General features: G+C 63.1%; 14 protein-coding genes. 1 reads left to right on the forward strand and 13 read right to left on the reverse strand.

Annotated elements, in window-relative coordinates:
- Nucleotides 1–14: 14 nt before the first annotated feature.
- The 5 genes from P5205_12330 to nusA all read right to left on the reverse strand — a co-directional run bounded on the left by P5205_12330 (nucleotide 15) and on the right by nusA (nucleotide 6251).
- Nucleotides 15–761: a sigma-70 family RNA polymerase sigma factor gene (locus tag P5205_12330; GenBank protein ID HSA11147.1), complete on the reverse strand. Its 747-nt coding sequence runs from the start codon at nucleotides 759–761 to the stop codon at nucleotides 15–17.
- Nucleotides 762–851: 90 nt separating this feature from the next.
- Nucleotides 852–1835, reverse strand: a complete 984-nt coding sequence (locus P5205_12335; protein ID HSA11148.1) for a bifunctional oligoribonuclease/PAP phosphatase NrnA — start codon at nucleotides 1833–1835, stop codon at nucleotides 852–854.
- Between the two features lie 79 nt (nucleotides 1836–1914).
- On the reverse strand, nucleotides 1915–2280 hold the full coding sequence (rbfA, locus tag P5205_12340) for a 30S ribosome-binding factor RbfA (protein HSA11149.1): 366 nt from the start codon (nucleotides 2278–2280) through the stop codon (nucleotides 1915–1917).
- Between the two features lie 110 nt (nucleotides 2281–2390).
- Nucleotides 2391–4874: a translation initiation factor IF-2 gene (gene infB, locus P5205_12345; protein HSA11150.1), complete on the reverse strand. Its 2484-nt coding sequence runs from the start codon at nucleotides 4872–4874 to the stop codon at nucleotides 2391–2393.
- 96 nt (nucleotides 4875–4970) lie between these two features.
- The gene (gene nusA / locus P5205_12350) at nucleotides 4971–6251 is read right to left on the reverse strand and encodes a transcription termination factor NusA (protein ID HSA11151.1); all 1281 of its coding nucleotides are present in this window, start codon (nucleotides 6249–6251) and stop codon (nucleotides 4971–4973) included.
- 255 nt (nucleotides 6252–6506) lie between these two features.
- Between nusA and P5205_12355 the strand changes: the two genes are divergently transcribed.
- Complete coding sequence (locus tag P5205_12355; protein ID HSA11152.1) at nucleotides 6507–6881, forward strand: hypothetical protein; 375 nt, start codon at nucleotides 6507–6509, stop codon at nucleotides 6879–6881.
- A 99-nt stretch (nucleotides 6882–6980) separates the two neighbouring features.
- Here P5205_12355 and P5205_12360 read toward each other — a convergent pair whose 3' ends face one another.
- The 8 genes from P5205_12360 to P5205_12395 form a co-directional block, all read right to left on the reverse strand.
- Nucleotides 6981–8861, reverse strand: coding sequence for a DUF4091 domain-containing protein (locus tag P5205_12360; protein HSA11153.1), 1881 nt, complete (start codon nucleotides 8859–8861; stop codon nucleotides 6981–6983).
- A gap of 167 nt (nucleotides 8862–9028) precedes the next feature.
- Nucleotides 9029–12328, reverse strand: a complete 3300-nt coding sequence (locus tag P5205_12365; GenBank protein HSA11154.1) for a family 78 glycoside hydrolase catalytic domain — start codon at nucleotides 12326–12328, stop codon at nucleotides 9029–9031.
- Between the two features lie 775 nt (nucleotides 12329–13103).
- Nucleotides 13104–15473: a DUF4838 domain-containing protein gene (locus tag P5205_12370; GenBank protein HSA11155.1), complete on the reverse strand. Its 2370-nt coding sequence runs from the start codon at nucleotides 15471–15473 to the stop codon at nucleotides 13104–13106.
- A gap of 91 nt (nucleotides 15474–15564) precedes the next feature.
- Nucleotides 15565–16677: a hypothetical protein gene (locus tag P5205_12375; GenBank protein HSA11156.1), complete on the reverse strand. Its 1113-nt coding sequence runs from the start codon at nucleotides 16675–16677 to the stop codon at nucleotides 15565–15567.
- A 24-nt stretch (nucleotides 16678–16701) separates the two neighbouring features.
- Nucleotides 16702–18330 (reverse strand): aminotransferase class III-fold pyridoxal phosphate-dependent enzyme, encoded by a 1629-nt coding sequence (locus tag P5205_12380; protein ID HSA11157.1) that lies wholly within the window; start codon nucleotides 18328–18330, stop codon nucleotides 16702–16704.
- Nucleotides 18331–18539: 209 nt separating this feature from the next.
- Nucleotides 18540–19697 (reverse strand): Gfo/Idh/MocA family oxidoreductase, encoded by a 1158-nt coding sequence (locus tag P5205_12385; protein HSA11158.1) that lies wholly within the window; start codon nucleotides 19695–19697, stop codon nucleotides 18540–18542.
- The gene (locus P5205_12390) at nucleotides 19694–20788 is read right to left on the reverse strand and encodes an amidohydrolase family protein (protein HSA11159.1); all 1095 of its coding nucleotides are present in this window, start codon (nucleotides 20786–20788) and stop codon (nucleotides 19694–19696) included. The genes P5205_12385 and P5205_12390 overlap by 4 nt, the downstream gene beginning before the upstream one ends.
- Nucleotides 20785–22248: an FGGY family carbohydrate kinase gene (locus tag P5205_12395; protein ID HSA11160.1), complete on the reverse strand. Its 1464-nt coding sequence runs from the start codon at nucleotides 22246–22248 to the stop codon at nucleotides 20785–20787. The genes P5205_12390 and P5205_12395 overlap by 4 nt, the downstream gene beginning before the upstream one ends.
- Between the last annotated feature and the right edge of the window lies 1 nt (nucleotide 22249).

A 22249-nucleotide genomic window follows, 5' to 3' on the forward strand; every position in this document is an offset into this window, starting at 1 on the left:
ACTCCACATGTAGATCACCCCCCTAGCGCCGCAAACAGCTCCCGCAACTCCTCCTCCACCTCCTCCGGCCCGGCCACCGTGTTCGCAATCTCCTCCCGCAGCAGCTCCCGATACCGCACCCGCAGCCGGTGCGCCGCCACCTTCACCGCCCCCTCGCTCATCCCCAGCTTCGTCCCCAGCTCCCGGTAGGGTATCTCCGCCCGCCCGCCCCCCAGCGTATCCTTCAGCCCCACAAATGTCTCCTCCCGGCCCGCGCTCCGATACTCCCCCCGCAACCGCCCCAGCACCACCTCCAGCAGCGCCAGCGCCCACTGCCGGTCAAACGCCCGGTCGGGAGTGTCCCCCGAAGCCACCGCCTGCCCGCACCGCGTCTCCGCCGTGTCGAACGCCAGCGGAAGCACCTGCGCCCCCCCGCCCCGCTTCTGCGCCCGCGCCTTGTCCCACTCGTTGGCCAGGAAATGCTTCAGCGCCGACAGCAGGAACGACCGAAACCGCCCCCGCGCCGGGTCCGCCCGCGCCACGCTGTTGTGTGACAGCAACCGCGCGAAGAACTCCTGGGTCAGGTCCTCCGCCTCCTCCCGGGAATGGCCCGTCCGCCGCACGTAGGCATACAGCGGCTGCCAGTAATGCCGGCAAAGCTGGTCCAGCGCCGCCCGCGCCCGCGTCGTGTCGCTGCGCCCAGCAGTCAGCACCACCGACCAATGCGTGGTGACGAAGCACCTCGCCGGCGATCCTGGTGTCTCTGTGCCGCTGGAAGTCATTCGTGGAAACCGAGCATATGAACTCGGCTTCGCGGTGTCTATTCCAGACGTCCCGCAACCCCCATGCCGGCTATGCCCCGCGCGGAGCGCTCAGGATGCGGATTTGAGCGCCGCCTTAACCGCCGCGACAACTTTCTGTTGCGCCGAAAGCCGGCTGCCGGCGATGCGCGCCCCGGCTGCGGCGGGATGTCCTCCACCACCGAAGTGCGCCGCGATCTCGCTCACGTTCACCTTCTCGCTCTTCGAGCGCAGGCTGACGCGAGTCAGCTGCGGCTCCACCTCCTCGAACACGCACGCCACTACCACCGGGGCGATGGCGCGAATGTGATCAATCAATCCTTCCGCGTCGCTGCTGTCGGCGCCGCTGCGGGCGAAGTCGGCTCTTCGCAGCCAGAAGTAGGCGATTTGGTCGTTGTGGGTCAGGCGGAAGTGGCTGTAGATGTGCCGGAGCAGCCGCGCGCGCGAAACCGGATAAGATTGGTACACTTCATCACAGATTTTGGCAAGATTTGCGCCCCGCCGCACCAGTTCTCCCGCCACGTTGAAGGTGCTGGGACGCGTGCTGGGGTATTGAAACGAACCGGTGTCAGTCGAGACCGCCGTGAACAAGCTGTCCGCAATAGGTTTGGTGATCGGCCACTTGGCTACCTTGAGCAAGCGGAAGACGAGTTCGCCTGTCGAAGGCTCCCGCGCGGACACCCAGTTGATGTCAGCGAAACGCGTGTTGCTCTCATGGTGGTCAATATTGATGAAAAGCTTGCGCTGGCCAATGCAGGGGCCCACCGAGCCGAGCCGCTCAAACGAAGCCGCGTCCGTGGCCACCACGCAATCGAATTCCAGGCCCGCCTTGGGTTTCTGGATGATGCCGCTCCGGTCCAGGAATTCGTATTTCTGCGGAATGCGGTCCTCGTTCCAGCACACCACTTTCTTGCCTTCGTTCCGCAGCGCCAGCGTCAGGCCGAGTTGTGACCCGACGCAATCCCCATCGGGGCGGACATGACCGACGACACAAATGGTCCGGCTCGCCCGAATTCCCTCAAGAATGCGGTCGATGATCTTGGGGTGCGACTTCATGCCACGGCCCCCTTCTGCTCCTGCGTTGCGCAGGACAGTTGGTTTAACACGGCGTGTACCGATCTGTGGTTGGTTTGGCTCACTCTTCCGCGTCGACCGGCAGGGTCCTTTCCAGCTCCTCAATAATCCCGAGCACACGATTGCCCCGCGCAATGGAATCATCCATTAGAAACCGGAGCCGTGGAGTGTACTTCAGAATGATGGCCCCTCCCACCAGCCCCTGAATGCGTTTCCGGTTCCGCACCAAAAGGGCAAACCCCCGTTTCTGTTGGTCTTCACTGCCCAGGATGCTGACGAATACCACCGCGGAATGCAAATCACCTGCCACATCCACATCGTTGACTGTGATTAAGCCCGCGTCACTGACCTGAAACTCGCGGCGAATGACTTCGCCGATCTCGCGCTTCAGCAGCTCACGCACGCGTTGGAGTCGAAGGGAAGGCATGGTTCGCGCCAGGGTTCCATGGTTACATTACAATAGCGTTACCCGAATTGAGTGAGGCGCCTGCCGCACCCGGCGAGCGATGGCCCCGCGTGCCAGTCCAGCTTTCATGATCAGAGCTTCTGGGCAATCTTCTCCATCGTGTAGCACTCGATACTATCGCCGACTTGAAACTCGCTAAAGCCGTCAATGCGAATGCCGCATTCCATGCCGGCGCGGACCTCGTTGACTTCGTCCTGGAAACGGCGCAGGGATTGGGCGATACCTTCATAAATGACCTCCTTGCGACGCCGCACCCGGACCTTGCCTTTCACGATGCGGCCGCTTGTCACCATGCACCCGGCTACGGGCGCGCCCTTCGACAGCCGGAAAATTTTGCGCACCTCGGCCGCGCCGGCCGTGATGTCCTTCAACAGCGGCTCAAGCAGCCCGGCCATGCCCTCCTTCACCTGATCAATCAACTCGTAAATAACCGCGTAGAGCTTGATCTGCACGCCTTCGTGCTTGGCCTTATCGGCCACGCCGCTGTCAATCCGGGTGTGGAAACCCAGGATGACCGCCTCCGAGGCCGAGGCCAGCGCCACGTCGGATTCCGTAATCGTGCCCACGGCGCTGTGGATGACCTCCAGCGACACCTTCTCCGATTCGATCTTCTTGAGGGCGTCCACGATGGCTTCTACCGAACCCTGGGTATCGGCCTTGACCACTAACTTCAGCACCTTGCCGGCGTTTGAGGCCAGTTGATCAAACAGGTTTTCCAGCGTCATCTTGGCCCGCGTGGCTTCCTGGCCCAGAGCCTTGGCCGCCTGGCCGCGCTGTTCCGCCAGGTCGCGAGCCGCCTTCTCATCCTCCACCACGCTGAACTCCAGGCCCGCGTCGGGGACGCCATTCAAACCGAGGACTTTCACCGCCACCGAAGGTCCGGCTTCCTTTGTGCGTTTGCCCTCCTCGCTGATTAGCGCCCGCACACGACCGTAATATTGTCCGCAGATGATTACGTCGCTAACCCGGAGGGTGCCTTTGCGCACCAGCACCGTGGCCGTAGGACCGCCAGGCTCCAAGCCCGACTCAATCACGTTCCCCTTGGCGCGCCGGTTCGGGTTGGCCTTGAGTTCCAGCAAGTCGGCCTGCAGCAGGATCATCTCGATGAGTTTGTCCAGGCCGTTCTTGGTTAGGGCTGAAACGTCCACGAAAATCGTGTCACCGCCCCAATCGTCGGGCACCACTCCTTTGTCCTGCAACTGCTGGCGGACTTTCAGCGGGTTGGCGTTGGGGTGGTCAATCTTGTTGACCGCGACCAGCACCGGGACCCTGGCCGCGCGCGCATGGTTGAGCGCCTCGATGGTCTGCGGCATCACACCATCGTTGGCAGCCACGACCAGCACCACCAGGTCTGTCACGTTCGCCCCCCGCGCCCGCATCGAGCTGAAGGCAGCGTGGCCTGGTGTATCGAGGAATGTGATCTGGGCCGGCTCTTTCTTCCGCTCGGGATGCGGGAAGGAAATGGTGTAGGCGCCGATATGTTGCGTGATGCCGCCAGCCTCGCCCGCAGCAACGTTGGACTTGCGGATCACGTCGAGCAAGGTGGTTTTGCCGTGGTCAACATGACCCATGATCGTCACAACCGGCGCTCGAGGAACCAAGTCTTCGACCTTGTCCTCCACGTCCAAATCCGGCTTGCCTCGGACGGGTGCATGAACTTGGCCGCTCCCCCGCTCGCGCTTCTCCACCTCGAACTTGAACCCGTACTTCGCGCAGATGCGTTGCGCCACCTTCTCGTCAATCGCCTGGTTGACGTTGGCGAAGACACCCGTCTCCATCAAGTCGGCGATTATCTTGAAGGGCTTTTGCTTAATCTGCTCCGCAAGGTCACGGACGACAATCGGCGGCTTCAGGGTTATCACCTGAGCATCGGCGGGCAGCACGATCTTTGGCTCGTTGACCGTGAGGTCACCAGCCTTCGTCTTGGCGCCGCCCTTTTGCGCGGCCGCAGCTCTGGGGACAGCTAATTGCGGAGCGGTAGGGGCGCCACGAACACCGCGCACATCGCCGCGCCGTATGAAATCAGGCTTCTTCTGGTCGGCTGGCCGAGTCACAACCTTCGTGGTCCCCGGCCTGGGTCGCAACTGGATGAACCCGACCTTGTCTCCCACCTTGGGTCCAGGCGGCGGGGGCGGAGGTGGAGGCGGCTCGACAACTGGCGGCGCGGGCTCGGGAACCGCCGGCGCTTCGAGGACTACGATGCCGGAATCTGATATGGCCGGTTCCGGTTGAACTGCAGCAAGCTCCGCAACAGGTGAGGCGGCCGCATCTGTTGCGCTCGCTTCCACCGTCTGCTCCGTCTTGACTTCAGGGGCAGGCGGAGCAACCAACTCTACGACCGGCGGCTCGAGTGGGGCAGGTGGTGGCGGGGGCGGCGGAGCCGCAAGTTCGGGGTGGTCCTTGAGAAGTTCGAGTTCGAGATACTCGGCGGTGATCTTATCCAGCGAGCTGGAGGCTACCCGCGCAGCGGTTAGACCCAAAGCCTTCGCCTTGGCGAGCACTTGCTTGCTCTCCAGGTGCAGCTTCTTCGAAATGTCGTAAATCCGAACGGGCATATCTATCTATCGCTTCGAGCCTCTTCTGCAAAACAGCCTTCATAGGCTCGATCCTGAACTACAAGACTACAAGAATTTCCAACCGCGCCACCATAATCAACCGGAAATCGGCGTCTCCCCTACTTTTACGGTCCTCCGGACGGCTTCGGCACGCGCCGCTTCCATAATAGCCGCAGCCTTATCCCCCAGCTCGGGCATTCCCGCCAGATCGCTCTCTTCCGCCTGCAACAGATCCTCCAATCGCGTCAGTCCATGATGGACGAGCACGTCCGCCTGCTCCCGCGTGATCCCGTCGATCGCCGCCAGCGACTCCACCGCCTCGGCGACTTTCTCCTCGAAACCTTTGGTCACCAGCACCTCTGCCTCGATGTCCACCTGCCAGCCAGTCAGTCTCGACGTCAGCCGCGCGTTTTGGCCCCGCTTGCCGATGGCCAGTGAAAGCTGATCCTCGCTAACGGTGATCTTGACCCGCTTGTGAGCTTCGTCCACCTCGAACGCCTTCAGCTTGGCCGGCGCCAGGGCATTGGTAATGAAATTCTTGATATTGGTGTCCCAGCGGATGATGTCCACCTTCTCGTTGTTCAATTCCCGCACGATGTTCTTCACCCGTTGACCGCGCAAGCCCACACAAGCGCCCACCGGGTCCACCTTTTCGTCGCGAGTCCACACCGCCAGCTTCGTCCGGAATCCGGGTTCGCGGGCGATGCCCTTGATCTCAATCGTCCCGTCGTTGATTTCCGACACCTCGAGCTGGAACAACTTGATCACAAAGCGAGGGTCCGCGCGGGACAAAATGATCTCCGGACCGTGCGGTCCTTCCTCGACTGCCTTGACGTAGCAGCGGATCCGCTCGCCGGCCTGGTATTCCTCAGTCGGCACGCGTTCCCGGTTGGGCAGCAGCGCCTCGTATTTGCCCAGGTCCACCAGCACGTCTGACCGGTCAAAACGCCGCACTGTCCCGCTGATGACGTCTCCCACCCGGTCCTTGAACTCCGTGAAAATCATCGCCTTCTCAGCGCGCCGGATATGCTGCATCAGGGCCTGCTTGGCGTATTGGGCGGCGATGCGGCCGAAGCCTACGGGCGTCACCTCCACCTCGACCTCCTCGCCCACCTGTGCATCCGCCTTGATTCGCCGGGCATCGAACACCGTAATCTGGTCATGCTTGGAAATAACCTTCTCCGACACGATGAGCTTCGCAAAGGCGCGGATATCGCCGTTCTTCTGGTCAATGACCACGCGCAATTCCCGCGCCGGGCCCACGGCTTTCTTAGCGGCGGATAGTAATGCCTCCTGCACAGCGGAGGTCAGGACATCACGGTTGATGCCCTTCTCCCGCTCCCAGAATTCCAAGACTGCTAAAAAATCGGCGTTCATATGTCATCAACGGCAGTCCCACACAGGGAACAAAAAAGTCGGCAGATAAGACTCTTCCGACTTTGGCGTGCTGGCGAACCAGCAATTTGTACCGTTCTAAATATCAAATTATGGTTTTCGCCGAAATCAGTCAAGCTCCCAGTTGAGTTCATTTCGCCTCCCCGTACCCAGGCCGAAGTACCCCATTCTGGCCGCTCTGTGCCCTTTGGTTTGAATTTCTTTGCAATCTCCCCTACCCTGTCCCAAGCTGACGCTATGACGCAACCCCTCGCGCTTGTCCTGTACGAGAAGCTGCTCCCGGGCAGCCAGCTGGTTAATCGGCTCCAGGACCTGAACTACCGTGTCCAGGCCATCCCGGATGCGAGCAAACTCGCCGAATGCGCCGAACAGACCAAACCCATGCTCGTGCTGGCCGACCTGGAATCCACTCAGAACAACGTCTGTGCCGCCCTGGCCCGCCTAAAGCAGAATCCCGCCACCAAGCACCTGCCGATAATCGCTTTCAGCCGTGAGGACGCCGATGAACTCCAAGCCGCCGCCAAGGCCGCAGGGGTAACACTGTTAGTTGCCGAGGCGGCTATCTTGAGCCACCTACCCCAACTTCTCGATCAGGCCCTGCAACTCGAGTAGCTGCTCCCCGCCGCGCGACCCGTCGCCCTTGGCCAACCCTCCGGTTTCACTCTATCAGCCCCGCACTCCCGCTCGACTGGAGGCATCGCCCTCGGCAGTTCAACTCCCGGGAACATCCCCTCCCGATGCCTTTTGAAGTCGCTCGATCAGCCGCGCCACGCGGGCACGGTGGGCCAGCACCACACGCGGGTCGGTCGTAAAATGCGTCAAGTCCCGGGATACCGCGTCCGGCACCTTCAGAAGCTCGCGCGCTTGTTTGTATAAAGCAGTATCGCCACGCCGTGCAACCTCGCTTTCCGCCGCCTGCTGCAGCAGCCAAAGATACTCGTAGTCCTCCATACCGTCGCGCAAGTTCTCCCAGCGCAGCGAATTGACCGGGGCATCCAGGCACAGCGCCACGTCAGCTTCCGGCTCGCGCCGTGGTGGATAGAGGAAACGCCCGTCGCCATTGCCCCAGTAGCCAATCTCGCCCGGCTTCTCGCCGTAGCCTGACTTGTAGCTCATGGGATCATTCCAGGGATTCTGCAGTTTTGGGGGCGGAAACGCTGCCGGGCTGGTCCAGTAAACCGTATCCCAGATTAGAATGCCTTGCACACCATACTGCCACGATTGCCACGGCCAAAGCCGCAGCTCCGTGCCCGGGTGATCAATGAACTCCGTGATGTAGGGCGCATGCGGGCCGCAGCAGATGTACCACCACACCTCTTCGCCTGCCTGCCGCCGCTCGCGCACCAGCTCCGGCGTCCACTTCGGCGTCAGCCCGCACCAGATTTCCACGTTTCCGATCAACTGCGGCTGCGGTTCTACGGTCAACATACGCCGAATCCCCGGCGCTGCCTCGCGGATGCGCTTCATGCCGTCCGCGACGAATTCAAAATCCTTGGGCGCCGGCTCGTCGAACCAATAGGTGTAGGCCTTGGATAGCCAGCCCCGCTCGCGCAGATGCGCCTCGATCTTGCCCAGGTAATCGCCAAACAGCCTTGCGAACTCCGGCGTGCCCTCCTTGAAGCCCTCCAGCTGGCCGAGGTGCCGGCTGTGAAAGGTGCCGCCCCCCATGCCGCGCAGCGGCAGCATGAACGTATTGAAATGCTCCTCGTCCAGCCACCGCGCCGCCGCGCGCTCGAACCTGGTGAAATCCACTTGCGCGTGCTTGTTCGTCCCCTCCCCAACAAAACGGATGTCTATCGGCGAGTGGTCGTAAAACGAGTATGGGCTGATTCGATGCTCGGCAAAGTTTCGCAGGTATTTAGCATACACCGCTTCCTTATCCTCTTGCTGCTTCGCGCCGTGATATTGACTGATCCGGTAACTGCTCAGGCCCAGCGCGCTCTTCAAATGTGTCTCTTTCGGCAGCACGAAATCATAGACCTGAACCTGCAGTGGCACCTTCACTTCGCCCAGGGATGTCTCCAGTCTCAAATGGCCCCGGTAATCGCCCGGCCTGGCGTCGCGCGACACGTGAAACGTCAGCCAGAGCGGTTGATTGCTTCCCGCCGACAGTGCCAGCGGCAGCCGCAACGGCGGCAGCGGATCTGGATACCAGCCCGGCACGCAGGTCTTATCCGTCGGGTGCGTTACCCTCACGTAAGCCACCTCGTCCAGCCGCACCGTAATCGGCGCCGCCCCGCCCCACCTCTTGCGCAAAGGACTCACCACCGCCGACACCAGCTCGCCGTCTTTCTCCGGCCGCAAGACCACCTGCACCGGCTCGAACTCGCCGCGCGCGGCGGAGACGCGCACTGGCTCCACTTTGCCCGGCGGCCTGGCCGGCAACGCGCGTTCCCGTCCGACCTTCCATCCGCTCTCGCACCACCACACCCCCAGGTCCTCCGTCTGCGCCAGCCAATGTCCGCCCCGAATGTCGTTAAGCACCCCATTCCCCTCCGCGCCCGCCAGCGGCGGCGCGAGGCAAATGACAATCAGCTCGATGAGAAGGAAAGCAACTAAACCAGTGTGGATTCGTTCCAATGCGCGGCGCATCCCGGCAGCATGAAGACAACTGCGCCCGCAATCAAGCATCCGGTGGCAGTCTCCGGGTGGCTGCGTTGCAGGCGCCGCATCGATAAGTGTGACTACGAGCGGAACGTGAGCGCCGGCTCAACCATACCTCAGCCATCCACTTCCCGTGTGAGCGCCAACGGCCTGCGCTAAAGCGAGCTTTGGAAGTTGTAGTCCCCCGATTTCACCTCGAACACTGCCCGCCCCGGCTCGAACCGCAGCAGGCGCGCGCCCGCCGACTGGACGCCGGGCCTGCCGCTCTCGGTGACGTCATCTGCGCTCTTCGCCGGCACATAGACGGTCGCCGTGCTATTGACCGGCACGGTGATACGCCAACGAAACACCCCGTCTTTCCGCTGCCAATCGCTAACGATCAGCCCATAGGGTGCCCGGCGCGTCGCCTTCACGAACTGCAAGTCTCCCACCGGCTCGGGCCGCATGACGATGTGCTTGAAACCCGGCCTCTCCGGGTCGGGCTTGATGCCGGCAAGATTCTCGTAGAGCCAGATGCCCAGGTCGCCCACGAGCATGACGTGGTTGCCGGAATTCATCGCCGGGTCCGCGGTGTCGCCGTTCCAAAGCTCCCAGATTGTGGTGGCGCCCCTCTCGACCATGTAGCCCCAGCTCGGGTAAGTCTTCTGCGACGCGATCGCGTAGGCCACGTCGGCCCGGCCGCCGTCGGTCAGCACGCGCATCAGCCATTGCGCGCCGATCAGTCCGGTGCCGATGTGCCCGCGGGTCTCAACCGTGATCTTCCGCACCAGGGCGTCGAACAACCGTCCCCGTTCGTGCTCCGGGACCAGCCCGAAGGCCAGCGGCAACACACAGGAGGTTTGCGAGCCGTTGTCGTATTGACCCTCAGAGGCGCGGAAGAACTTGCGGTTGAACGCCTCCTTCATCGTCGCGGCCAACGTCTCGAACCGACGGGCGTCGTCAGTCTTGCCCAGCAGGGTCGCGTAGCGGGCCATCACTCGCGCGTCATGGTAGAAATAGGCTGTGGCGAGCAGCGCCTTGTCGGTCTTGCGCTTCGGGTCATTGGAATGAATCAGCTTGGGGTCCTCGGGCGGCACGCACCAGTCGCCGTAGGTATCGCGCGAGATAATGCCGTTAGTGACAAACCCGCTCATGTAGTCCACCCATTTCTTCGCGCTGGCGTAATGAGCCGCAATGATGCCCTCATCGGCATACATCTCGCGCATGGACTCCGGCAGCAGCACCGTGGTGCTGGGCCAGGTTACGTTGTCCGAGTAAATCGGCCAGTAGGCCGGGCACACATCGGGCACGCTGCCGCTTGCCTTTTGGGCGTCCGCCATGTCCTGCAGCCATTTGGTGTGAAATGCGGCGGTGTCGAACATGTACATCTCCCCCTTGGACTCGGCAGACCGGTCCCCCAGCCACCCCTGGCGCTCGTCCCGCTGCGGACAATCGGTCGCGATGCTCCGGTAGTTGCCGCTCACCCCCCACACGATGTTCCGGTAAATCTGATTCAGCAAAGGGTTGGAGCAGGTGAACTCTCCGGAGGTCGCCACATCATCGTGCACCACCCGTCCTTCAATTGCCGACAACGCCGGCTTGCCCGGATGGCCCGTCAACTCGACGAAGCGAAACCCGTGGTAAGTGAATCGCAGCTCGTACACTTCCGTCCCCCCGCCCTTCAACGTGTAAGTGTCGGTCACTTTCGCCCCGCGGATGTTATCCAGGTAGAGAGTGCCATCGGGCTTGAGCGTCTCGGCATGGCGCAGCTTGACCTCCGTCCCGCGGGGACCCGACACCTTAAGCCGGCACCAGCCGACCATGTTCTGGCCCAGGTCGTAAATCCACACGCCCGGCTTGGGCTCCGTGACAGACAACGGCTTGAGCGTCTCGACTACCCGGATCGGGTTGATCATCTGTGCCGCAAGCTCACCGCCCGGCGCCGCGACGGCCTGCGCCGGCTGCCAGTTCTTGTCGTCGAACCCGGCCCTGTCCCAGCCGGGCATTTCCTTGCGCGCATCGTAATCTTCACCATCATATTCGTTATTGGTCCGGATCGGTCCGTCGGTCGTGAGCTTCCAGGTTTTGTCGCTCACCACCTCTGCGCTTGTACCGTCCTGATACTCAATGTGCATCTGGAAGAGCAGCTTGGGAAACCCGTAGCCCGTGGTTCCGGTCGGCGCCTTTGAGCGCGGCGCGTAGAAACGGCCATTGCCCAAGAGGATGCCGACGGCATTTGCCCCTTTCTTCAGCTGCTTCGTCACGTCGAAGGTGATGTAGAACACTCGCTTGGTGTAATCCGTCAGCCCCGGCGACAGGACGTCATCTCCGATCTTCCGGCCATTGAGATAGAACTCGCTCAAACCGAGCCCGGAAACGTAAGCGACAGCGCGCCGGACTTTCTTCTCGACTGCAAACTCCCGGCGTAACATCCGCGCCGGCAACCGGCGGTCTTCCGGTCCGCTGATCTCGCCCCAAGGCGCCATGCCCGCCGATCCAAGCTGCTTTGCCGCCACCCAGCCGGCCTCGTCCAGGCCCGCATCCTTCCAGCCAGCCAATTCGCTTCTGCTGGCCTTCCAGCTTGAATCCGTCGCCACGACCAGCGGCCCTCCCTGGGAAAACTCGATCCGAAGCAAGCCCACCAGCCCGGCGGGGTTCGGGTCCGACCCGTCGTTGTGCACCGATACCGACAGCACGTTTTCGCCGGCCCGCAGTTCCTTGGTGACATCGAACTGGCTGGCAGCATGAAAGTCACTGGCGCCCCCGACCTTCTGGCCATTGATAAAGAACTCGCCACTGTTGTCCGCCGTAAACGACAGGCTCGCCCGCTTCACGACGCGATCTGCGGGGATTGCCAGGACCCGCCGGAAATACCGTGTGCCAACCGGCGCCGCCTTTTCAGGCTGGCCTTCGGGAAACCAAATCCACTGCGCCTGACCGAGCGGCTTGTTCGCGGCCTCGTTTTCGGCAGGTTCATCCCGTCCGATCCACTTCGCGTGCCAATCCGTTGGCCGCAGCAGGCCCATCGTCCAGCGCGCCGGTTCGCTCCAGGCCGAGGCCTTGCCTTGCTCGTCCCACACCCGCACCTTCCAGAAGCACTCCTGCCCGGAGATCAGCGGCTTGCCCGCGTAGCGCACCTGGATGGACTTGTCCGAAGCTACCTTACCGCTGTCCCACAAGTCACCCCCGCCCGCCTTCAACTCCCGCGCGCTGTTGGCGACCAGCACCTGGTAGCCGCTTTGGGCCTGGCCCCGCTCCGTCCGGTGGTCCGCGCTCAACAGCCAGCTCAGGCGCGGCTGCATCACGTCAATCCCCAACGGGTCTTCCAAGTACTCGCACCGTAATTGCCCAACAACCACCGCCGAAGCGCAAAAGGGCGCCAGTGCGACCGCCAAAATGACCACCAGGCTTCGCGCTAAATGCTGGTGGGTGGACATCATGCGCGTATTGGTCTGGAGCAGCAAAAATGAAGTCATAGGTCCATTTGGTTCACAATCTATTATGAGGCGAAGGTTCACATAACGGCAGGCACATGTCCAGCATCCACCAGCGCCATGTCCCCGAATTGTGCCTCAGACCTGAGCCAAAGCGCCAGGGAGCCACTGCGGACGAGTCCGCGTGAAAGACACTGCCAACTCCCGGACACTCACGAAACGACTCCCTGATTTCAGGTTCTGCAAGGAATTCCGGTAAACGCCAAGTGGGCTGTCAGCTGCACAGCCCGGAAGGCCCAGCCAGAGTCGTATCGGCCCTGCCAAACTGCAACCTGGTGTGTGTTTAGCGTAGCGCAGGCGTCCCCGCCTGCGGTTTGGCGCACCATCTCGGTGCGCGGTTGGAAACGCAGGGCGAGATGCCGCCGGCACCCGCAGGCGAGGACGCCTGCGCTACGCTAAACACATACGGCGAAACCCGCGCACTGTCCATTTTTGGGACAGTGATGCTGCCTGCCTGCCTTCTCCAGCCACCGCTGACCCCGGCACCCTGGGCTTGGCGTTACGGTGACACTACGGTGGTGCTACGGTGTGTATCCCATGGGGAGCGCTCCCCATGGGATACACACCGTAGCCCGACCACGCTAACAAGGCATCCTGCAGCCTACCGCAAGCCGACGCCAACGTGCGACCACCCGAACGGCGTCGGGCCCGTCTGGCGGGGGTGCTGGAGGTAATAAGGGGAGCCCGAGCCGGCGGATTACCATCAGAGATCGCCGTAAACCCGCGAAGAACCTCAGTCATCCACCTGTCAACCCCGTCATTCCGGCGTCAAGAAGATCCGGTCCACGTAGATCGCTTTGACTGCCTTGTTCCCTGCCGGCGCCACCCAGATGTCGCGGTTCACGTTGTTTTCAACTGTGCCCACGAGATAGGACCGGTAACCGGCGACCGTCTCATTGAGCAGCACCTTCAGGTCGGCTGGGTAGGTACGGGTCTGATTGTCGTACACCCCAGCGCCAAAGGCGATCCCATGCGACGTCACCCCTGGTTCCCTCTCCACCCGCACCACAGCATAGACCTTCCACTTGCCAGTCCGGGCCTTTAGCGGCAGCGCCTTGCCGGGAATCCGGAACGCCCATTCCTTATGCTTGCCTGGCATCCAGGCCGCGCGCCGATCCGAGGCCGCCGCATCCGGCCGAATTTCCGCAAACTCGCCCGGCTTGTGCAATCCAGCCACATTGTCCTGGAGGTCCACACAATGGCGGAGCTTCATCCCGCGCAGGTCCTCTGGCGGGGGAGCCCGAAGCAATCGCTTGGGCGGCGGCGGGCCGTTGGCGTCCGGCACGTCCGCCGCCACTCCCTGCAGAAAAGTATCCACCTGCAACCCCGGCTCGTTGAGCACCTTCACAACCGTCCAGTCCTTGCCTGGAACACCAGCGCACACCCGGCGAAACTCCTCCGCTGCGGCTTTTCGCGATCGCGGCCAAGGCCACGTCCCATTCTGCTCCCAGCATTCCCGCCGCAACGAAGTCCAGCGTTCCAGGCAGGCGAAGCGCACCGGCAGATGCCCCATACGCACACGCAGCAGTATGTCGGGGTCAGCCTCGCGGCTGGCGGCGGCCTCGGCCTGCTGCCACAGCCGTTCCGCCGCGGCTAGCGGCTGGAAACGCAGATGCGGCGGGTCGTTGCCCAGATAACACCGCAAGTTGAACCCCTTGGAGGCATCGTGCATCAGAACAAGGTAACGTCCAAGAAGCCCGCCTGCCCGCTTGCCGTAATAGCCTTCCAGAAACTCCTTGATCAGCGCCCGCTCATCCTGCCGCGGGTTCCAGAGCAGTTGCGCCAGCACCCACCCCCGCAACTCCGCCATCTCCGACCCGTACCCCTGGTAGGCACCCTGCTCAAAGAGACCCTTGACGTTGTATGCCTCGAACAGCCGCACGTTCGCCCCCAGCACAAACCAGTTCGGATGCGGCAACACGTAGTGGCTGAAATCCGTGGTGTAGTCCCAAACATACAGCCGTCGGCAAATTTTCGACCATCCCTCCAGGTCCGCCAGGAACGCCGCATTCGAAGCATGATCCAGCGGCTCCCGGAAATTGCACTCGATGGAGCACAGCCGCACTATCACGTTCGGCCGCGGCTGGATGGTCTTGGGCGGCTTGCGCGTGTATTGGTAGGCAAACGTGTCCACCGCCACGTGCGGAAACTCCGGCTCGATTCGCTCCGCAACGTAGTTGACGAACGCCAGCATGCTCCCCGACGGGCTGCCTTGCGCCTCGTCAATCGCCGTGCAACTGGCGCACTCGCACGCGCCGTGGCAGTCGTTTTGCGTCACCGAGATAATCTGAGCTTCGGGCGCCTCGCGCAGCCATTCCTTCACCCGGCTCACCACAAAGTCCCGCAGCTCCGGGTTCGACAAGCAAAGTTGCGCGTGCTCATGCGTGCGCTTGCCCTTGATGAGGCTGTACCATTCGGGATGCGCGGCGAAATGCTTGTCGGGCGGCACCAGCGGATAAAACGTGTGACAGAACCCCTTATACAGGATGCATCCGCCCAATTCCGCGGGTATCCGGCGGTTCTCGCCGTTGGCACCGTTGCGCACCTTCCACTGCGGTTCGAATCCCGCGTACCAGAAAGGCTCGCGATACTCGAATGGCGGCCGGTAACGCACGTCCAAATCCGGCACACGCAGGCTCCGACGCGCGGGAATGCTGGCCGCCCAGGGCATCCACCATCGGGCTCCGCACTGCTCCTGCAGGAAGCGGTTCACCGCGTAAACCGTCCCGCGCGGCCGGCCGCCTGCCAGCAACAACCGGTTCCCCTTGACCTTCATTGCCAATTCCTCGGCACCCAGCTTATCCAGCGCGACTTCCGGGAAGAGCGCCCGCGCCGCCACCCCGGGCCCCACAATGATCGCCCGCTCGGGCGCGCTGCCGTCCGCTGCCGTCTGCACCTCGAACGTTGCCCCGGTAATCTTCTCCAGCGTCCCGGTCAGCTCGCGCACTGCGTTGGACTCGGCGATCGTCGCACCCGGCTGCTGCACGATCACGCATTGCGCCTTTCCCCCCTTCGCAATGCTGAATGCCGCCCGCGCGGGTACGGCCGGCACAAGCATTAGGACCGACACCAAGCCAGGCAACACCGTTTGCGCGAGATTCCTGCGCTGTTGAGGATAAATCTTCATGCGCCACAGGCTCTCATTCCCAGCCCAACCCGCAATCCAAAACATCCATCAGTTGGACTGCGGCGACGAAGCGCGGCGCCAGCTTCGGTGATCAGCAGCGGCGGTGGGCTGCCTTGCGAGCGTGGGCCACTACGGCATCGGCCTGCTCCGCCGAATCTGCTTCTGCCCAGATGAAAAGGCGGTTCGGGTCGAGCGCGCCGCACAGGATGTCCAGTTCGCTCCGCAGATCCAGGTCCCCACCGTGCGATCCGCCGTAGTAAAGCTGGACGGACTTGCCTGCGGCTTGAATCTGTCGCAGCAGTTCGAGCCACTGCGACGGCGGCCTCTGACCGGCACCCTGGATCCACTGGATGCAGTGCAGCCGTTCCAGCCGCAACAGCCATGGCACATGCCGCACGGCGCCGGGGCCATCCAGGTGATAGATTGTCCAGTCCACGTAGTCGCAGCACTCCCGGTTGTCCGCCCCACAAAACTCCTCAAACATCTGCGGGCTGATCATGCAGGTGAAATCATTCTGGCCGATGCACAAGAAGCGCTCACGGCTCCAGCCCATCGTCCAGTTTGTGGTGCCCTGCCCGGCTGGCAGGACAACGTTCGAGACCTCATCCACCACCCATTTCCACAGCGCGGTCATCTGCCGCATTGCCCGGTGAACCGCCGCCGGCGTTTCCACCAGGTCCATCGCCAGCCGGTCCCGTCCGCGAATGGCGCTCAGCGCGTCCACCCCCGAGTGCAGATCGGGATAGCCTGTCACCCACTTGTCCTGGCCCGCGCGCACCGATTCCCGAAGGATGTCCAGGTAAAGCCTCCACCAGCGGTTGTCCGGAGCAATGCGAAACTCCGGGTAATCGCTCCAATCCTGGACAAAGGGTTCAGCCCACGAGGTGAAATCACGCGGCTTAAGCGCCAGTTGCGCGCCCAACCATGCCGCGAACTGATCCGGCCCAAGCCAGGGACAAAACACCGGCAGCGCATCGCCGGCGAAATGAGTTCGCGCCAAACACGCGTCCGTTGCGGCGATCACGAAATCCACGTTCGTCCACAACTCTTCCTCGCTCGCCGGTTCGGGTATGACCCGCCCCGGTTTCGCGTTGGCAGCGGTCACCCACATCAAGGGCCCCTCCTCCAACTCAGCACGCCAGAACGCCTCGTGGCGAGCCAGCGCCCGGTCCAGCCGCTTCTCCTCAATCCAGATGGTTCTCATCCAGAAACATGCCGATGTGAAGACTCAGTGCGGTTTCTTCTGAAGTCCAGGAGCCGCGATGCCGGCGGTCTGCAGGGCCCTCAGGCCCCGGGCCATAGCGTCCACGACAAAGTCTACAACTTCATGGCCCGCAACGAGCGGCAGCTTGGTGAGGACGCTGGGCGGGCAATCCGCCTTGTAGGTCTGCGCGCTGACATCCAGGCCCCACTCGACCAGCATCCTGGCAAACTCAACCGCGGTGTGAGTCTCCCGAAACCGGAGGCAGCCCAGGTGCCGCGAGCCGTCCACGCCCGCGATGAGCTTCGGAAATTCGCCCGCCAAATCCTGCAGCCGGGCGGCATAGTGGTCCCCAATGTCCCGAGTCGCCTCCCGGTTGGCAGACGCCCAGCGCATCGTGATCAGGTAGGCCAGGGCCGCAAGTTCCTCCTGTCCGTTGGTGACCAACGCCCCAAACTGCGGCAAGCAGTCAAAGGCGGCGCTGAAGAGCAGGCGCGAGGCCGCATATTCGCCACCGGGAAAGCCTTTGCCGATGGCCACGAAGGAGGGACGCAGCCCGTTTTCGCGATGGAGGAACAAACCCGGGGCCCAGAGGCAGGATTGGATTTCGTCCACCACCGCCGGCACGTCATGCAGGCGGCACAGCTCGTAAGCCCGTTGAAGGAACGCCGGCGAGAGCACGCGGCCGCCATAGTTCATCATCACGATCTCATGGAAGAAGCCGGCGACTTTGAGGCTGCCTTGCTCGTGATTGGCGAAGGCCGCCTCCAAATCCGCGATTGAATTGGGCCGGACGGCCACGACGCGAAATCCGCGATCACGGGCGGCCTCGCACAGCTCCGGCCACATGCCGCGCATGACCTGCGTGAGCATGGTGGTCCCGTGGTAGTTGGCTCGCAGGCCACCGTCGTCGTCGCCGACAACGAGCAGCACCGGGATACGGCCATGATACCCCGGAGGCGGCATCGTCGGCTCCGGGCGGTAGAACCGGGCAAGCACCATCTTGAGGGCCGCCTCGACGGCCAGGCTGCCGGTTTCGAGGTTCAGCACACGGTTAAGCACGTCCGGCCCGTTGGAGGCCAGCACGGGTTTGAGGGCGGCGTTATCGCCCGGCGCAAGGCCATTGACGCTGGCAATGAGCTCCTCTTCCAGCCGGCGGGTAATGAAGCCACGGGTGTTGTTGTGCGTGGCATTCGTTATGCCCAGCCGCCGCGCCCGGTCGAGCAACGCATAGCCCGGGAACAAATGCCCCAGCGGCGCATGATAGTGCTCGCACTTGGCCGTGAGGTAGAGCTGGCCGTCCTCGCCGATTCGGAAGTAACCCAGCACGCCGGTAGGGGCCATGTTCAGCCTGGAATGCGCCTCGAATTCGCGTGTGGATGCCCCGCCCGGCGTGTGGGCCAGCCGGGTCCCGACCTTGTGGCCCACCTTGGGCAACAACTGCAAGAGGCGTCGCTCAAAGGCCGGCGGAAAGAATTCAATCCGCTTGAAGGCAGATTCAACGGCGGCGGCCGGGGCATCGCCGGTCAGCGCCGCATGATTGGCGCAAATCGCGCGGACATATTCCTCGCCACACAAGTCCGCCAACGACATGGAAACCGGGACGAAAGAGCGCCGAGCGGATAATTCACCCAGGCTGGCCAATGGTTGACTCATGATAGGTTGTCTAATGAGGTATCCTAACCGCGTTAGCCGTCAACAGTGTTTTTCGCTGCCATGCTTCAATCCCCAGTGGGTTGCCGAACCAACTCCCCCAGCGGTGAAGGATGGAGGGCGGACAACTTCCTGCACCCCGCGGCCCCACGCGCAGCTCGAAGCGCCGTGCAGAGGACTGCGGTTCTCATGCCGCTGATCATCGAAGGTAGTCACTGCCCCTCTTCCACGGACACGGTGGTGCCACCGCGCTGGGACTCCAGGGCAGCCGTGAATAGACGGTGGCTCATGGCAGTCTCCTCCGGGGTGACGCATCCGGCAAACTTCTTCAACGGCTGGCCGTGAACCAACTCGTAGAGAAATGCCGCCCACATTTGCAGAATGGAGTCGCTGAAACCGAACTCAAAAATGGAGCCCGTGACGCTCCGAAAGGCCGCCTCATAACCGGTCTGCACCTGTTCCCAGACCTGCTCGCCGCCCGGGGTGTAACGCATCACCTCCAGCAAACGCGGGTTGGTGCTCGACCACCGGGCGGAGGCGCGCGTCCCCAGCACCTCCGCGTACCACGTGTTCTTGTGCCCGGGCGCGATCCGCTGCAGCTTCACCGTCCAGGGGAATGGCGCGCCTGATAGCGGGTCAACGGTTTCCATAAGCAGCAGCCCGTTGTCCCACGTGAGGCAGGGGACGAGGTTGCCCTTTGCATCCGGACGTTGCGTGACAATTTTCGAAAGCACGGCGCGGACGTTGCGGGGCCGCCAACCGGCGCGCAGCGGCACATGTAACGCGTGCATGCCCAAGTCCCCCAGCACGCCGTATTCGCCGTTGAACTCGACCATCCGCTTCCAGTTGATCGGCTTGTTCGGATCCAGGTCGCTCGAATGGAGAAAGCCGGTATTGGCCTCGATAATCCGGCCAAACGCATTCTGCTCGATCAGGTCGCACACTCGCTGCAGCGCGGGAAAGAAAGGCGACTCGGAGGAACACCGCACCAGAAGTTGCGGTTGCCTGCGAATGGCCGCCAGGATTGCGTCATTGGCGGCCCGGTCAATCCCGAACGGCTTCTCGCCCATGAAGTGCTTGCCGGCCTGGACGGCGGCACAGTAAATGTCGCGGTGGAGGTGATGGGGCACCGCCACATAGACGGCCTCCACCGCCGGGTTGGCGAGCAACTCGCGGTAGTCATCCGTGGTCTGCGCAAGGGTGGGCACATGCTCCCGGAACCAGCCCAGGGCGGCGGCATGAGGATCGCACGCAGCCACGATCTCGGGCCTGGCCTCGGCCTCCAGCAAATGACACCACCGCGCCGCGGCGCTGGCGAATTCACGCCCCATCAGGCCGCAACCAATGATGCCGAAACGGATGGTCTTCACTGCTTTTCTTCCCGCGGGGGTGGCGGCTTCCGGGCCAGGATGCCCGCAATCAGCCTGTCCGCATTCGCATGGAAGATCATGCCAATCTCCTCGCGGCTGGCAATCCCGATCTCCGCGCACGCCTGTTTGATAGCCCGCAGGTCCTCATACATAAACAGGGTGTAACCGGCCTCCACGGCGGGCCCTTCACGGTCGCGGTTGAAATGGAATGGGTGGCTGGTTCGGTTGACATACGCGCGCCCACGGCACTGCCGCCGCCCGCGCATGTACATAATTGGGTTGTCCGAGCCGTAGAGCAGACGGCGAGGGCCAAGGCATTCCAATGCCACCCGATGGCAGGCGGGATTCACCACGGCCGACGTATCGAAATACAGGCCGGGGTCGTCGGCAAATTGCGGCAGCGCTTCGCGCGCGTGCGGCTCGGTGTAGCAGCGGCCCAGGTGGGCAATGACCAGCACAATATTAGGGTAGCGTTCCCGGATCTCGCGAATCTCGCGCACGTTATCCGGCTGGCTCAGGCGACCCGCTTTAGGCACGTGGAGGGTCACCCAGGCGTGGCGGCCGTTAGCGACCTCCAATACATGGTGCGGCAGGAACTCAAAAATGCTCGCCTCCAGATGCCGGTCGCGGGTCTCAGGATCGGAGCTGATCATCGAGTAATATGGCTTGAGGCCGATAACGCCGGGCGTGGCCAGCAGCCCGGCCACGAGGTCCTGCGACCATTGCGGCCGGAGCACCGCCAGGCTGTGCCAGCCCCGCTGGGCGCATTCCTGCCGGACGTAGCTGTTCTCACCTTCAATGTCAAAGTCGAGCTCCGGCAGGCCAAAGGCCACGCAGCCAAAGTCCCGTCCGGGAAAGACCATGCGGTGACATTGCTCAAAGGTCAGCGCGTCGATCGGCTCAAGCACCTCGTTAACCCAGTACTGACGGCGCTTTGTCTCGGTCATCGGCCGCAGGCGGAACTGGGGGTGCACCATGTGCGTGTGCGAATCCACGATGCGACGCGGAAGCCAGCCTTCAAGGTGCTCCGCCCAAAAGGCACGGTCCACGTCCGTGTAGCTCCATACGTGATGCAGCGGGATGGGGTTCATCCGGCGCCGCCCTCCAGCAACGGCAGAGAACCGAGGTAAGTTTCGTACGCCGCCCGGTAAGCAACCGCGTCGGCGCCGGGTTCAACCCGACTTGCCGACGGCGCCATTGCCTCGGCCAAGGCCGCCAACGGTGTCGCGCGCTCGCACAGCCCCCGGGCAATGATCGCGGCACCGAGCGGGCTGCCAGCCCCGCTGCCGAAGCAGGCCAGCGGCAATTCTGTTACCGAGGCCAGGAGCCGGGGCGTAACCCGGCTGGTGGCGGCACTGCCGCTCAGCACCAGGCGTTCGACCGCCAAGCCAGCCCTGCGCAGCAGGCCAATGTGGCGCCTGAGTTCATAACCCAATCCTTCCAGCACTGCTCGGACGATGTGGCCGGGCCCGTGGGATAACTGCAATCCCGCAAGCCGCCCCTTGGTACCGGGCGCCAGCCCGGCCGGCCGCAGCGCGGTGAGAAACGGCCAGCACTGCACGCCATCACTGCCTGCCGGCGCTGATGCGAGAAGCCGATCCACTTCCTCGCCAGCCGCCCGCTTGTGTCCGGCAAGTTCCAGCGCCCAAGCCACGGCGGAGCCGCCGTTGATCAGCGAGAGGATTTGGCCCCAAAGATCTTCCACGACGTGGTGACACACGAACGCATCTGGAGTGGCCGGCGGCCCGCAGGTGGCGCTGACGGCTAGCAGCACCCAGGCAGTGCCAGTTCCCACCATCATCGTGCCCGCCTGCACCGCCCTGACGCCGAGAGCCGCAGCGTACTGGTCATGGACCGCCGCCGAGACGGGAATGCCGGCGCGCAGGCCTACGGCCTGGGCCACGGACGCCAACAAGCCACCCGCCGGCACCCGCTGGGAAAGGAGGGCCGGCAACTGCGCCGAATTAATCCCCAAGCGCGCCAGCAGTTCGGGGTCATAATCCCGCCGGACGGGATTGTACAGCAGTGCCAGCGAGCACGAGGTGCCGTCGTGTGCCGGACGGCCACAGAGGCGCGAGACGATGACGTCGCCGACGAAGCCGATGCGGTTGGGGGCGGCCAGCGCTTCGGGGTTCTCGTCCCGAAGACGCAGCAGTTGGCCGAGGGCGAATGCCGCGCTGCCATGGCCGATCCGCTGCGCAAACCATTGCGGCCCCAACTCCGAAGTGAGTGAATTGCCGAAGGGAGTCCAACGCTCGTCGAGCCAACTGATCACCCGCGCCGCCGGCCGGCCCTGCGCGTCCAGTATTTGCAGTGCGCCGCCCTGGCTGGAAACCCCAATGGCCTGGATGTCCGCGGGGGCAGCCGCACGCACGGCTTCCTTCACCGCGGTCAGTGTTGCGGTCCAGATTTCCTCGATGTTCTGCTCCACGCCACCCGTGCCGACCTCATAGAGCGGCACAGCACAGGCGCCTTCACCGAGGGGTTGGCCCGCGAAGTCGGTGACCAGCGCCTTGACGTTGGTGGTGCCCAAGTCCAGACCGAGAAGCATA

The organism is Candidatus Paceibacterota bacterium (genome assembly GCA_035452965.1).
Taxonomy (GTDB): Bacteria; Verrucomicrobiota; Verrucomicrobiia; order Limisphaerales; family UBA8199; genus UBA8199.